The organism is Mesorhizobium sp. B2-1-3, from assembly GCF_006442495.1.
GTDB lineage: Bacteria > Pseudomonadota > Alphaproteobacteria > Rhizobiales > Rhizobiaceae > Mesorhizobium.
The window spans coordinates 440,301-454,119 of the sequence record NZ_VFWL01000002.1 but is presented as its reverse complement, the minus strand read 5'-3'; the positions used below and the strand labels follow the sequence as shown (position 1 = coordinate 454,119).

At 63.9% G+C, this 13,819-nt stretch carries 11 protein-coding genes; 2 read left to right on the top strand and 9 right to left on the bottom strand.

All coding sequences use genetic code 11. The features are described 5' to 3' along the window. Positions 1-109 precede the first annotated feature (109 nt). From FJ973_RS06840 to cpaB, 8 genes are all read right to left on the bottom strand, one after another. On the bottom strand, positions 110-841 hold the full coding sequence (locus FJ973_RS06840; RefSeq protein WP_224705105.1) for a hypothetical protein: 732 nt from the start codon (positions 839-841) through the stop codon (positions 110-112). 156 nt (positions 842-997) lie between these two features. Continuing rightward, positions 998-1,960: a type II secretion system F family protein gene (locus tag FJ973_RS06835; RefSeq protein WP_140495849.1), complete on the bottom strand. Its 963-nt coding sequence runs from the start codon at positions 1,958-1,960 to the stop codon at positions 998-1,000. Position 1,961: 1 nt separating this feature from the next. Next, positions 1,962-2,927, bottom strand: coding sequence for a type II secretion system F family protein (locus FJ973_RS06830; protein ID WP_140495848.1), 966 nt, complete (start codon positions 2,925-2,927; stop codon positions 1,962-1,964). Positions 2,928-2,931: 4 nt separating this feature from the next. Next, positions 2,932-4,353 carry a CpaF family protein gene (locus FJ973_RS06825; RefSeq protein WP_140495847.1) on the bottom strand — a complete coding sequence of 474 codons (1,422 nt, stop codon included), beginning with the start codon at positions 4,351-4,353 and terminating at the stop codon, positions 2,932-2,934. Further along, entirely contained in the window at positions 4,350-5,564 is a 1,215-nt protein-coding gene (locus FJ973_RS06820) for a response regulator (RefSeq protein WP_140555359.1), read from the bottom strand. Before FJ973_RS06820 ends, FJ973_RS06825 begins: the two co-directional genes overlap by 4 nt. Positions 5,565-5,588: 24 nt before the next feature. Then, positions 5,589-5,858: a hypothetical protein gene (locus tag FJ973_RS06815; RefSeq protein WP_140555357.1), complete on the bottom strand. Its 270-nt coding sequence runs from the start codon at positions 5,856-5,858 to the stop codon at positions 5,589-5,591. A gap of 4 nt (positions 5,859-5,862) precedes the next feature. Continuing rightward, the gene (locus FJ973_RS06810) at positions 5,863-7,248 is read right to left on the bottom strand and encodes a type II and III secretion system protein family protein (RefSeq protein WP_181170884.1); all 1,386 of its coding nucleotides are present in this window, start codon (positions 7,246-7,248) and stop codon (positions 5,863-5,865) included. Between the two features lie 116 nt (positions 7,249-7,364). After that, positions 7,365-8,291: a Flp pilus assembly protein CpaB gene (cpaB, locus tag FJ973_RS06805; RefSeq protein WP_246671066.1), complete on the bottom strand. Its 927-nt coding sequence runs from the start codon at positions 8,289-8,291 to the stop codon at positions 7,365-7,367. 235 nt (positions 8,292-8,526) lie between these two features. Here cpaB and parE point away from each other — a divergent pair, with 235 nt between their 5' ends. Then, positions 8,527-10,587, top strand: a complete 2,061-nt coding sequence (gene parE, locus FJ973_RS06800) for a DNA topoisomerase IV subunit B (RefSeq protein WP_140517037.1) — start codon at positions 8,527-8,529, stop codon at positions 10,585-10,587. 38 nt (positions 10,588-10,625) lie between these two features. Next, a complete protein-coding gene (locus tag FJ973_RS06795) occupies positions 10,626-12,692 on the top strand; it encodes an FUSC family protein (RefSeq protein ID WP_140517039.1) in 2,067 nt (688 codons plus the stop codon). A gap of 1 nt (position 12,693) precedes the next feature. Here the strand turns inward: FJ973_RS06795 and FJ973_RS06790 are convergent, their stop codons facing one another. Next, a complete protein-coding gene (locus tag FJ973_RS06790; RefSeq protein ID WP_140517041.1) occupies positions 12,694-13,818 on the bottom strand; it encodes a DUF2336 domain-containing protein in 1,125 nt (374 codons plus the stop codon). Position 13,819: the final 1 nt, after the last annotated feature.

Sequence of the window (13,819 nt, the reverse complement as noted above, 5' to 3'; positions counted from 1 at the left end):
ATTCCAGAGCAATTAAACTTAGGTGCCGAAACGCCGCCAAAATTAGGCCTTGGGTACACCAGCTATTAACCACCAGGCCGCAACGCCTCGATCACGGCCAGCGGCGTTCTCACGGTTCCAGGGCCTTGAGTCCCGCCGGAACCGTATACCGGCTGCCGTCATAGCGCAGCCGGTAGGTTTGGCTCACGGACTTGCCGGGGTGGGACTGGCACTCGCCATTGCTGTCGGGCAACGGATTGTCGGTATCCATCCGTTCGACCACCGCGATGTCGTGGTAGCCATGATGTTTGGCCGGGCTCATCGCCAGGCTCACCTGACTGATATGGAAGGATCCGGCGCAATTGGTATCGCCCTCGCCGCCATTGCCGGCCACGACCAGGCCATCGAGCACCATCCGCAGTGCATCGCCGTCCTCGGCATAGAGCCGCAGGTCGGTTTCACTGAAAGGGTTAGGCAGCGAATTGTTCGCCATTTCGATGCGCAGGCCGAAGGCGGAGACATCGGGCGCCAGCGCATACCGGCCGGTATCAAGTTCGAACTTGCGGATGGCGATGGCATCATCATTCATCAGCCCGGGCTGCAGCAGACGCTGGCGCACCTGCCGGCTTTTCCTGTCGATGACCAGAAGCTCGATATCGCCGGCATGCGCGTAGTCGCTGGGTTGCGAACTGTCCATCAGCGGCACCGCGACCAACAGCAGGGCCTCATGGGCGGGCCAGATCTTGCAGACCAGCCCCGGCGGGTCGCCAAATGCGGACGTCAGGGCGATGCTGGTGTGGGGTTCGAGCGTGAACGAGGCACCGTCAGCGCTCTTGCGGGCCTTGGGATAAGCCTGCTGCACCAGGGCAGCGGCATCGCCGCAATCGGCTGCAGCCCAGACGGGCGACAGACTGGCCGCGGCAAGGCCGAGGACAAAAGCGCGCAACAGCATTCGCATGGACTTCTCATTCATTTGCGGACTTTGCAGATCGCCGGCTTCACTGAATATCAGCAAATCCTAGTGGCCGGTCATTTTGACGATGATCGGAATGACCGCGATCATCAGCACCACCGGCAGGATGCAAACCACGACCGGCACCGACATCTTGGCCGGCAAGGCATGCGCCTTTTCCTCGGCCAGCGACATGCGCTTGTGGCGCATCTCGTCGGAAAAGACGCGCAGCGCCCCCGACAGGCTGGTGCCAAGCTCCTTGGACTGTTGCAGCAGCGTGGCGAAGGAGCGCACCTCGTCCAGGCTCAGGCGATCGGCGAGCGCCTTCAGTGCATCGTCGAGGCTGCGCCCGGCCCGCAGCTCTAGCGACACGAGCTGCAGGTTCTGGCTGAGCGACGGGTAGGTCTTTGCGAGTTCCTTCGAGACGCGCTCGACGCCCGCTTCCATGCTCATGCCGGCATCCGAACAGACGATCATCAGGTCCATGAAATCGGGGAAGCCGTTGCGGTATTCGCGCATCTTTTCCCGTATCTTCTGGGTCAGCACCAGCCCTGGCAGGAAATAGCCGGCCACGCCCGACAACACGACGAAGGCCCAGCGGCTGGTCACCGTGGCGTCGGGACTGGCCATCCAGCGGTTGAGCACGAAGACGGCGAGCGCGATGCCCACCATCGCCGTGAAACGGATGAGGAAGAACATGCCGACGGCGCGCGGCTCCATGTAGCCCGCCTGGATGAGTTTCAAGCGCAGGCGGGCGACATTTTCCGGATCGCTCTTGGCGTAGAACTCCTGCGCCTTCTTCACCGCCTTCTCGCGAACGACACCGGTATTCTTCTTCTGGGCCGGTTCCGGCCTGGCGGCCACTGGACCCTCGTCGACCTTGAGTCTGCGCCTGACTTCGTTGCGATCGCCCTTTGCCACCACCATCGGCCAGGCAAAAGCGGCAGCGCCCACGGCCAGCAGCAGGACAGCCACCGGCATCAGCGAGGTCGGCGCGAGCGAGGCGAGGAATTCAACGACCTTCTGCATGTCAGAATTTGAAGTTCGACATTTTGAACATGATCAGATTGCCCAGCATCAGCCAGGTGACCGAGCCACCAACCATGTACCACGTCTTCGGCACGCCCCAGACGTCGCTGTAATATCCAGGCATGAATGCCATGATGGTCGTGAACAGCAGCGCCGGCACGGCCGTCAGGATATAGGCCGACAGACGGCCTTCGGTTGAAATGGCGCGCACCTTGCGGCGCAGCTTGCCGCGTTCGCGGATCGTCGTCGACAGTCCGTCGAGGATTTCGCGCAGATTGCCGCCAGAACTCGTCTGGATCGACACGGCGGTGACGAACAGCGGCAGATCCTCATGGCCGACCCTGTCGAACAGCGAATTCAGCGCCGAAACCAGATCCGAACCAAAGGTCACCTCATCGGCAATCACGCCGAACTCGGTGCCGATCGGGTCGGGCATTTCGCGCGACACCATGGCGATGGCCACCGGTACCGGATGGCCGGCCTTGAGGCCGCGCGTAATCAGTTCCAGCGCTTCCGGCAACTGCATGCCGAACCGCTTCAGCCTGCGCTTGCGCATTGAGCGCATCGCCATCACCGGCAGCACCGGCACCACCACGACAAACAGAATGGCGCCCATCAGCAGCGGCAAGCCATACCAGATGGCGGCAAGGGCCGCAGCCAGCGCCATCCCCGAAGTGATCATCAGGAACTTCGACAGCGGCATGATCATGCCCGACTGGGCGCGCAGGGCGCGAAAACGGTCAGGCGAGAACAGCGACGTGCCCGCATCGAGACCGCGCTCCTTGCGCAATTGGATCAGCACCTGTTCCTGGCTGATCCTGTTTTCCTGCAGCTTCATGCGCCGGTTGATGGCGGTGCGCCTGTCGCTGCGGCCGGCATAGAGCAGGTAAACGGCCTCGGCGATCATGATGCCGGTCAATGCAGCCCCGGCATAGACGACATAGATCGCGCTGAATCCGTCCAACACCTGGTTACTCCTGCGGCCGGCCGGGTTCGAAATAGCGCCCGGGAAACTCGATGCCCATGGCGCGCAGGTCCTCCAGGAAGCGCGGCCGGATCCCGGTCGCTTCGAAATGGCCGAGGATCGTGCCGTCGGCGTCCATGCCGGTGCGCACGAAGCGGAAGATCTCCTGCATCTGGATGACGTCGCCTTCCATGCCCGTCACCTCGGCGACGCTCGTCACCTTGCGCTTGCCGTCGGAGAGCCGGGTCAACTGGACGATGATGTCGATGGCGCTGGCGATCTGGCTGCGGATCGACTGCACCGTCATCGGCATGCCGGTCATGCCCAGCATCTGCTCGAGCCGCGAAATGGCATCGCGCGGCGTATTGGCGTGAATGGTGGCCATCGACCCTTCATGGCCGGTGTTCATGGCCTGCAGCATGTCGAAGGCCTCCTCGCCGCGGCACTCGCCGAGGATGACGCGATCGGGCCGCATGCGCAGCGCGTTCTTGACGAGGTCGCGCTGCTTGAGCTCGCCATGGCCTTCGATGTTGGCCGGCCGGGTTTCCATGCGCGCGACATGCGGCTGCTGCAACTGAAGCTCCGCCGCGTCCTCGATGGTGATCAGCCGCTCGTCCTCGGGAATGAAGGCCGACAGCGCGTTGAGCATGGTCGTCTTGCCGGTGCCGGTGCCGCCCGAAATGATCGTCGTCTTGCGGGCATGTACTGCCGCAGCAAGCACTTCGGCCATGTTCTGGGTGATGGCGCCGAATTCGACCAGCCGGTGCAGGCCGAGCTTGTTCTTGGAAAATTTGCGGATCGACACCAGCGGCCCGTCGACCGCGACCGGGCGGATGGCGGCGTTGAAACGCGAGCCGTCCAGCATGCGGGCGTCGACCATCGGCTGCGATTCGTCGACGCGGCGGCCGACCGCGGCAACGATTTTGTTTATGATTCTAAGCAGATGCGCCTCATCCTTGAACGGAATGTGGACCTGCTGCAGCTTGCCCTTCTTTTCGACGAAGCAGTTCTGATGGCCGTTGATCAGGATATCATTGATGTCGGGGTCCTTGAGCAGCGGCTCGAGCGGGCCGAGCCCGACCATCTCGTCGACGATGTCGTCGACCAGGGCATCGAGTTCGACGGTGTTGATCGCCATCCGCTCTTCGCGCGTCTTTTCCGACACGAAATCATGCACCTGCCGGCGCATCTCGTCCCTGGGCAGCCGCTCCAGCGCGACAAGATTGATCTCCTCGAGCAGCAACCGGTGGATACGCACGCGCGCATCGAGCACCTTGTTGGCGCTCTTGCCCGGCACGGCTTCGATTTTCGCCGGCAAGACCTTCCGGCTCGTCGGGATGACGACCGCGTGGTGCGCAACCGCCGTCGGCTCGGCGGAGCGCTGCGGACGCGCATCGCGGTTCTGCAAGGTGGAAAAGCGGCTGCTCATCCGGCCTTCCTCTTCAAAAGGCTCTTGCCGAAGCCGAACAGCGATTTCGATTTGCCCGGCGCCGCCGCCACTTCCTCCGGAAGGATGATCCTCTTCAGGTCGTTGACGACGTTGGCATTGGCATCGATCTCGTGCAGCGGCACGCCGCGATCGACGGCCTCGCGCACCAGCCGGTAATTGTTGGCGATGCCGCCGACGAAATGCTCGCCGAGGATTTCCTGGACGTCCGCCTGCTTGATGCCGCTGTCAAACATCTTCTGCTCGAAACGGTTGACGATGACGTTCGGCTTCACTTCCTTGCCGGCGGTCTCGTAGACCGCCTGGATCAGGCGTTGCGTGTGGCGCAGGCACGGTACCGTCATTTCGGCGACGATGTAGAGCTTGTTGGAGCCGAGCAGCACCGTCTCCGTCCACGGAAACCAGGTGCGCGGCATGTCGATGACGACATTGTCGAAATAGGCCGAGACGAGGTCCAGCATCCGCACCACGACATCGGTCTTGAACGAGCGCATCTCCGCCGGCTGCGTCGGTGCGGCCAGAACACAAAGCCCGCTGGCATGCTTGGACAGCATCACGTCGAGCAATTGCCTGTCGAGACGCTCCGGCTGGTTCTCGATTTCGGTGATGTCGAAACGCGGCTCCAGGTCGAGATATTCGGCGCAGGCGCCCTGCTGGAAATTGAGGTCCACCACGCAGGTCGAGGCGCCGCGCGTCACTGAATGATGCAGCTGGAACGCGGTCTGCAAAGCCAGCGTCGTGGTGCCAACGCCGCCAGCCGCGGGCATGAAGGTGTAGATCTGCGACTCGGTGTTTTCCTCGCGCCCCGGCCCTTGCAGCGCACGCACCACCGAACGTACGAGATCGGCCGTGGTGATCGGCTTGACCAGGAAATCCGCGACCTTGAGCTGCACGAGGATGCGCGCGGCGGCGGCGTTGAATTCCTGGGTGACGACCACGACCGGCGCCTTGCCTTCCAGCCGACGCATGACGCGTTGCAGCGCATCGATCTCCTCAAGCTTCGCTGCGTCCATATCGACGATGATCGCGCCGAGATCGGCCTCCTGGACCTCGCCGCGAAGTTCGGTGATGTTCTTTTCCACCGTCGAGAGCTGGATGATCTCCGAGGCGGCAAACGCCGTCCGGGTGTCCTGCGCGAAGGTTCTGTCCGTCGATATGAGCAGGATTTTCCTGGTCTTGATGCGGTTTGCCATTACTTGTCAGCCTATGATCTCGGATCAATTGTCGGCGCTGGCTTGCGATGCCTTGGCGCTGGCCGCCTGCTCGGCGGTGGCGGGTTCCGTGCTGCCGCGCTGGGCAGGCACGAGAAGCCTGGTGTTCTGGACGCCGTATTTCCAGGGATCAACCATCTGCATGACGGTGTTGGCGGCCTGGGCATCCCCGGCGCCGCTCGTCACGCCTTCGCTGCGCACATAATCGTCGCTCGTGCAGCCGGCGGTGAAGCCGGCAAGCAGCAAGGCGACGCTCGAGCTCAAGACCAGACGCATGGCTTCAGTCCTTCGGCAGGTCGAGGAAATGCCCGACTTTGGTGGCGGGAGCGGCACGCGCGGCGCTGCCGTCAGCCAGCGCCAATGCGCGATTGGTGTCCGACGCCCTCACCTCCTCGGTGTTGTTGAGAAAATAGTCGACATTGCTGGCAGGCTGCGTGCCATCGGTCGGCTCGGCCATTTTCTTCGATGGATCCACCGGCTTGACCAGGTAAGGCGTGACGATGATCACCAGGTCCGTCTCGCGCCGCTGGTAGGATTTCGACGAGAACAGGGCCCCGAGCACAGGCATCTTGCCGAGGCCCGGTATGCGCGAGGTGGTGATGTCGTTCTGCGACTGCAGCAGCCCCGCGATCATGAAGCTCTGGCCGTTCTTCAGGTCGACCGACGTCCTGGCGCGGCGCACGATGAAGCCGGGCACCGAGATGCTGCCGATATTGTAGGAAGCCGACGCGTCGATCGAGGAGACTTCCGGCGCGATGTCGAGGCTGACCAGCCCGTCCTTCAGAACGGTGGGCGTGAAGTCCAGGCTGACGCCGTACTTCTTGTAGCTGACGGAAATCTTGCCGTTGTCTTCGGAAACCGGGATCGGAAACTCGCCGCCGGCCAGGAAGCTCGCCGTCTCGCCGGACCGGGCGATCAGGTTCGGCTCGGCCAGCCGACGAGCCAGGCCGCGCTCTTCCAGTGCCTTGATGGCGATGTCGATGGAAACGCCGTTCGACAGCAGCTTGCCGATGATCTCGCCGGTCCCCGCCGGCTCAATGGTGCCGGGAGCAATCGTAACGTCGCGTCCGCCCATGCCATAAGCGAAATTGGCACTGTATTTGGCGCCGAGACCCTGCCCCGCCTGGCGGTTGATCTCGACGAAGCGGACATTGAGCTGGACCTGCTGCGAGGACGAGATGTTGACCGAATTGATCACCTCCTCATTGCCGGAGAAGCGGGTGGCGATCTTGTTTGCCTTTTCGGCGGCGACCGCGTCATCCGCCTCGCCCGACAGCACGACGCGGCCATTGGCGGAGCCGACCTTGATCTTGGCGTCCGGCACGCTGGCGCGGATCGTGTCGGCCAACTGGTCGGTATCGAGCGTCACTTCGATGTCGACGGTGCCGACGAGCTGCTTGTTCTCGTCGAACAGGGCAATGCCAGTGGTGCCGAGATTGTTGCCCAGCACATAGAAGGATTTGTCGGTCAGCGGGTTGACGTTGGCGATCTCCGGATCGCCGATGACGATCTGGTAGAAGGCCGCGCTCGTCATGATCGTCTTTGGCTTGCCCTTGGCGACCTTGATCGAGGCGTTCTTGGTCGCCGAGACATAGACGATGTCGTTGTCCGCCCTGGCCGGGCCGGCGAAGATGCCGGCCGCCGCCATCGTCACCGCCATCGCCATCGCCTGCGCGACGTGCAACCGGCCTGTCGTTCGATATTGAAGTTGCCTGAACATTGTTCCCGTCCCGTCCGGTCCCCACCGGTCCTGCTCTGGTTCCACTCAGGAACCTGATATTCCTATTTCTGGTCCCGCGCAGGAACCTGATATTCCTCGGCCGTCGTTCCACGCGTCACGATGACCGTCTTGAATTTCGGCTTCTCAGGCTCCTTTGCCATGGCGTCGAACAGCGAGCCGGCCGCGGCCTGCGCCTTGCCCGCCACCGATCCGCCAAAGGAGGAGATGGTGGTGACACCGTCCTTGCCCTCGCCGCCCTCGCTGGCGGAGCGAAGCGACAGCGACAGCGTGCCGACAGTGCGGGCCAGCGCCACTTTCTGCGCGCCTTCGGTGGTCACCTCGATGGTTATGGAATTGGCCACCTGCGGCGTCGTTTGGCGCTCGTCGGCGCCCTGCCCGACGCTCAGCACCTTCGCGTCGGCAACGACGATCTCTGAGGTGATGGTCGAACCGGCGGCGCCTTGCGCATTCTTGGCCACTTCCTGGATTTCGCCGGCATCGCGCGTCAGCACGACATCGACCCGATCGCCCGGCGTGACGAAGCCGCCGACGCCCGCGATCTCGTCGGTGCGGATGGTGACGGCCCGCATGCCGGGCGTCAGCATGTTGGAGAGCGTGGCGCGGCCATTCGGGCCGGACAGCTTTGTAAGCAGCACCGGTTCGTTGACCTCGATCGGCGACAGCACCACGCGGTTGCCGTCCCCGAGCAGTCCATCGATGGTGGCGAAGGCGCCCTGCGGCAGCGAATCCTGCGGCCATGGAATTTCGCTGAGTTTCGCGCGGTCGAGATCCATGCCGTACCGCAACGGTGCATTCGCCACCACGATGGTCTTGAATTCGACCGTCGGCGCGGCGGGCGCCGCGATCGACGCGGTTTTCTCCTCGGCGTCGGCCCTGGCCTGGCGCTTGACCCAGAAATCCGCGGCAAAGATCGAGATTGCGCCGAAAACGGCGGCGATGCCGATCATCGTTATGGCCTTGCCCCTCACGCCCAAACCCCTGATGCCCGTAGTTTCTTGTTATGTTGGCTCACGCTAGGCGGCATTGTTAAAGAATCAGGAATCTTCTCGCTGGCTATCCGCCTGATTTCCGCCGGCTTGGTTATCGAATGGTTTTAGGATAAGAGGGGGTTAATCCCCGAACGTAACAGGAACCTCCGTCGCTTGGCGCTGAAAAGCGTGGCAGTATCGGCGGGTGATTCGCAGCTTGGGCTCTATGGCAGGCATGGACGACAACAACGATCTTTTCGGCAATCTGGAGAAGCAGCCGCAACCGGTTCGCACACCGGCGCGTCCGGCCGATCCGCTGGTGCAGGCGGCAGCCAAGCGTCCGGCGGCGGCGTCTCGTGACGGCTCAGAGGGCTACAGCGCCGCCGATATCGAGGTACTCGAAGGCCTGGAGCCCGTGCGGCGCCGTCCGGGCATGTATATTGGCGGCACCGACGACAAGGCCATGCACCATCTGTTCGCCGAGGTTATCGACAACTCGATGGACGAGGCGGTTGCCGGCCATGCCACATTCATCGATGTCGAGCTTTCGGCTGACGGCTTTCTCACCGTCACCGACAATGGCCGCGGCATTCCCGTCGATCCGCATCCGAAGTTCAAGAAGCCGGCGCTCGAAGTGATCATGACGACACTGCATTCGGGCGGCAAGTTCGATAGCAAGGTCTATGAAACCTCGGGCGGCCTGCACGGCGTCGGCGTCTCCGTGGTCAACGCACTGTCGGATCATCTCGAAGTCGAAGTCGCGCGCGGACGGCAACTTTACCGGCAGCGCTTCTCGCGCGGCATTCCGGTCAGCGGCCTCGAGCATCTTGGCGAAGTTCACAACCGGCGCGGCACCAGGACCCGTTTCCACCCCGACGAGCAGATCTTCGGCAAGGGCGCCGCGTTCGAACCGGCGCGGCTCTACCGCATGACGCGCTCGAAAGCCTATCTGTTCGGCGGCGTCGAAATCCGCTGGACCTGCGATCCCTCCCTGATCAAGGAAAAGGACACCACTCCGGCCAAGGCCGAATTCCATTTTCCCGGCGGCCTCAAGGACTATCTGAAAGCGTCGCTTGGCGACGAATTCCAGGTGACGCGCGAAATCTTCGCCGGCAAGAGCGACAGGCAAGGCGGCCATGGCTCGCTGGAATGGGCAGTGACCTGGTTCGGCGGCGACGGCTTCATCAACTCCTACTGCAACACCATCCCGACCGGCGAAGGTGGCACCCACGAGGCCGGCTTCCGCAACGTCTTGACGCGCGGCCTGCGCGCCTATGCCGACCTCGTCGGCAACAAGCGCGCCTCGATCGTCACGTCGGAAGATGTCATGATCTCGGCGGCGGGCATGCTGTCGGTGTTCATCCGCGAGCCTGAATTCGTCGGCCAGACCAAGGACAGGCTGGCGACGATCGAGGCGATCCGCATAGTCGAGACGGCGATCCGCGACCCGTTCGACCATTGGCTGGCCGACAATCCGCAGGAAGCGTCGAAGCTGCTCGAATGGGTTATCGCACGCGCCGACGAGCGGGTACGACGCCGCCAGGAAAAGGAAGTGTCGCGCAAGAGTGCGGTGCGCAAGCTGCGCCTGCCGGGCAAGCTTGCCGATTGCACGCAGAATGCGGCCGCCGGCGCCGAACTCTTCATCGTCGAAGGCGATTCGGCCGGCGGCTCTGCCAAGCAGGCGCGCGACCGCGCCAGCCAGGCGGTGCTGCCGCTGCGCGGCAAGATTCTCAACGTCGCCAGCGCCGGCAACGACAAGCTGGCCGCCAACCAGCAGATTTCCGATCTGATCCAGGCGCTTGGTTGCGGCACGCGGTCGAAATACCGCGACGAGGATCTTCGCTACGACCGCGTCATCATCATGACCGACGCCGACGTCGACGGCGCTCACATCGCCTCGCTGCTGATCACCTTCTTCTACCAGGAGATGCCGAACCTGGTTCGCGGCGGACATCTCTATCTGGCGGTGCCGCCGCTCTACTCGATCCGGCAGGGCGGCAAGGTCGCTTATGCGCGTGACGACGCGCACAAGGACGAATTGCTGCGCACCGAGTTCACCGGGCGCGGCAAGGTCGAGATCGGTCGCTTCAAGGGCCTGGGCGAAATGATGGCCGCGCAGCTCAAGGAGACCACAATGGACCCGAGGAAGCGTACGCTGCTCCGGGTCGATGTGATCGATGCCGAGGCCGCCACCAAGGACGCGATCGATGCGCTGATGGGCACCAAGCCGGAGGCTCGTTTCCGGTTCATCCAGGAACGCGCCGAATTCGCGGAAACGGAAGTGCTGGATATCTGAGCGCAGGCCGGTCGATCAAGGCTTGCGGAGACGCGCGTGTGAGCTGGCAACGGCTGAAAGACTATTTCGAAGCGGCTCTTGCCGGGCTGACACAGCCGACCCGGTCGGACTGGATCTTCGCCTTGCGCACGGTCTCGGCCGGCCTGATCGCGCTTATGGCCGCCTACGCCCTCAAGCTCGATCACCCGCAATGGGCGATGATGACGGTGTTCATCGTTGCCCAGCCGGTCGCCGGCATGGTGTTGGCGAAAGGCTTTTATCGGTTGCTCGGCACGCTGGCGGGCGGTGCTGCCGCAATTGCCATCACCACTGTCTTCGGCACGAATCCCTGGGTGCTGGTGACGGTGCTTGCCCTATGGATCGGCATTTGCACTTTCGTGTCGTCGCTGCTGCGCAACCCGGAAGCTTACGGAGCGGCGCTGGCCGGCTACACCGCGATGATCATCGGCTTGCCGGCGTTTGGCCAGCCGCATCTCGTCGTCGACCTCGCGGTCGCGCGCTGTGCCGAGATCGTACTCGGCATTGTCTGCGCCGGCCTGACCAGTCGGCTGATCCTGCCCAAATTGGCCAGCGAGGCCATCATCTCGCGGCTGAAGCGCAGCATTCTCGACCTTGCCACCTATGCCGGCGGCGCCTTTTCCGGTGGCGACACGGCAATGCTTTCCGGCCTGCACCGGAAGCTGGTCGCTGACACCCAGACGCTCGCCGAGATGCGCGCCTATGCCAGGCTGGAGGCCCCGAGCTTCGCGCCGCGCGCCCATCCGGTCCGGCGCACCATCGGACAACTGCTTTCAGCCCTGTCCGCGGCCCGCGCGCTGCATTCACACGCCGCACCGAAGAACGCGGCGCTCATTCCGGTGCGCTCGGAGCTGCAAGCCCTCGTCACTGAAATGGCGGCGACGCCGGGCGCGCTCGACGACACGGCGCCCTGGCTGGCACGGCTCGACGCGATCGGCGCCAAAGCGACGCAAATGCCCGAGGCCTTGGCTGACCAGGACGACGACAGGGTCGGCACCGTCACCCGGCTCACCATCGCCGCCGATTTTGCCGAAGCGCTGAAACAGGCGCTGCGCGGCCTCGATGCCTTGCGTGCGCCCGTCGCGCGGCCTTCACGCGAACGCAGGCCCCCGGCGCTGGTGGTACATCGCGATTATCACGGGGCGAGCCGCAACGCGCTTCGCGCCGCGCTTGCAACGCTGCTGGTCGCCGCTTTCTGGCTGACGACGAGATGGTCGGAAGCCGCCGGCACGGTCATTCTGGTTGCCGTCGTGTCGAGCTTGTTTGCCGCCCGCCCCGATCCGGTGCGGGTAGCCTGGGGGTTCTTCCAGGGAACGCTGTTGGCTCTGCCCTTTGCCTTTCTCGTCGGCCAGATCGCGCTTCCCGTTTTTCCTGGTTTCGGCTGGTTCATGCTGTTCGTCGTACCGATCCTGGTGCCGGCGGCGCTCGCCATGGCCAATCCCCGCTATGTCGGCGTGGCGACGGCCTTCGCCATCAATTTTCTTGCTTTCCTCAGCCCGCACCAGGCGATGACCTACGACCCGGGCCCGTTCTTCGCCGGCTCGGCCTCGATCCTGGTCGGCATCCTTTTGGCAATCGGCGTCTTCATCATCGTGCTGCCCGCCGACCCATGGCTCGCGGCGCACCGCATCGTGCGGGCCATGCGCGAGGATCTGGCGCGGCTTTGCCTGCACGAGCGCGTGCCGAGGCGTTCGGCCTTCGAGAGCCTCGCCTATGACCGCATCAACCAATTGATGCCGCTGGTGCAGACCAGCGGCAGGAAGGGTGAAGCGGTTCTGGGCGGCAGTGTCGCCGCCGTCACCGTCGGTCTGGAGATCCTGCGGCTGCGTGGCGCACAGCAGGCGCACGCCGTTCCGGCCGAGACGACGCTTTCGATCGCCAACTTCCTGCGTGGACTGGCACGCGAACTGCTCTTCCGCGCCCCGGGCGATCCGCAGACATCCACCATTGCCGTCGCCCGGCAGTATGCCGCCGGCATCGCCCAGCGAAACGCCACTGGTGAAATGCTCCAGATCGCGGCGTCACTACGGATTATCGCGGCGGCGATGGAGGATTTTCCGGATTTTTTTGCCAGGGATAAAGGCTAAGTTAAGCGGCTGCGATCGCCAGCGCATGGCCGCGCGCATTTTCACGCAACGCAGCGAGATGGATCGACTTGATCAGCGCGGCGAGATCGCCTTCCGCGGACTGTCCGCCCAATTCCTTCAGCATCAGCCAGCTGACTTCCTGCACGCCGGCGACGCGCTTGCCGTTGGCGACCTCTCGCCAGATTTTCAGCGCGCGCAAGATGACCGCGTGCGTGGCGGCAGCCAGGCCGGCACTGCGGAACAGCGCCTGCAAGGCCACGTCGTGTCCGCCGGCCAGCAGCGCCCTCACTCTTTGGGCGGACTGCTGGCTGAGCGCGACCAGCGCCGAGCCGAAGAAGTCGACCTTGCCATGCGCGATGGTGCGAATGAGGAAGCTCGCGGTGAGATCGCCGCGTAGCCTGAGATGCTCGATCAGTGCTGCATGTTCTTCCTGGCGCGTGCCCTCGATCAGCGTCACGCAGGCCTTGACGCAGGCGTCGCGCATGACGCGGTCGGCCCGGGCGGCTCCCATCAAGGCCATGACCAGCGGCGAGGTCTTGAGCATCTCACCGAGCTTGACGAGCAGCATATGCCGGCAGTCGGCAGGCAGGCGTGCATCCGATATAAGCGCCTCGCGCACCAGCGGCAGATGGCCGTGGCGCTCGGCCATGCGGCGGAAACTCAACGAAGCGATATCGGCGCCGCTGTTGGCCAAAAGCACGGCGCAGGCCTCCGCCTCGCCGATCTCTGCGATAGCCGCCGACAGCGCCATCGAGACCAATGGCCGATCGGCGATCAGTTTTTGCGTCGCCTTCGGACCTGAAGCCACGCGATTGATCAGGTCTGCGTCGGTAAGCAGTGGCGATCGCGTCAGCACGACGCCGGCGACTTCCGGCTGGTCGGAAGCAAGCGCGCTGATGATCTGGGGCGGTGCGTGATGGCTCATGGACAGCGCCTCGGCCATCGCCAGCCGTACCTTCGACGATGCGTCGTCGAGCAGCAAGGTCAGCGCCGCCTCGGCGGCGCAGCGATCCTCGAACGGCAATTCCGCGTCGACATAGGCGCGGGCGAGCGCGCTTGCCGCCGCGGCGCGCTCCGATACCCTGGCCGTGTAGATCCATTTCAGGAAATGCGAGACAACAACCATA

What these genes read in the sequence shown, in the direction of transcription:
- FJ973_RS06835 (WP_140495849.1), bottom strand. Translation starts at nt 1,960, where the DNA reads ATGCAGAAGGTCGTTGAATTCCTCGCCTCGCTCGCGCCGACCTCGCTG.
- FJ973_RS06825 (WP_140495847.1), bottom strand. Translation starts at nt 4,353, where the DNA reads ATGAGCAGCCGCTTTTCCACCTTGCAGAACCGCGATGCGCGTCCGCAG.
- FJ973_RS06820 (WP_140555359.1), bottom strand. Translation starts at nt 5,564, where the DNA reads ATGGCAAACCGCATCAAGACCAGGAAAATCCTGCTCATATCGACGGAC.
- FJ973_RS06815 (WP_140555357.1), bottom strand. Translation starts at nt 5,858, where the DNA reads ATGCGTCTGGTCTTGAGCTCGAGCGTCGCCTTGCTGCTTGCCGGCTTC.
- FJ973_RS06810 (WP_181170884.1), bottom strand. Translation starts at nt 7,248, where the DNA reads ATGGCGATGGCGGTGACGATGGCGGCGGCCGGCATCTTCGCCGGCCCG.
- parE (WP_140517037.1), top strand. Translation starts at nt 8,527, where the DNA reads ATGGACGACAACAACGATCTTTTCGGCAATCTGGAGAAGCAGCCGCAA.
- FJ973_RS06790 (WP_140517041.1), bottom strand. Translation starts at nt 13,818, where the DNA reads ATGGTTGTTGTCTCGCATTTCCTGAAATGGATCTACACGGCCAGGGTA.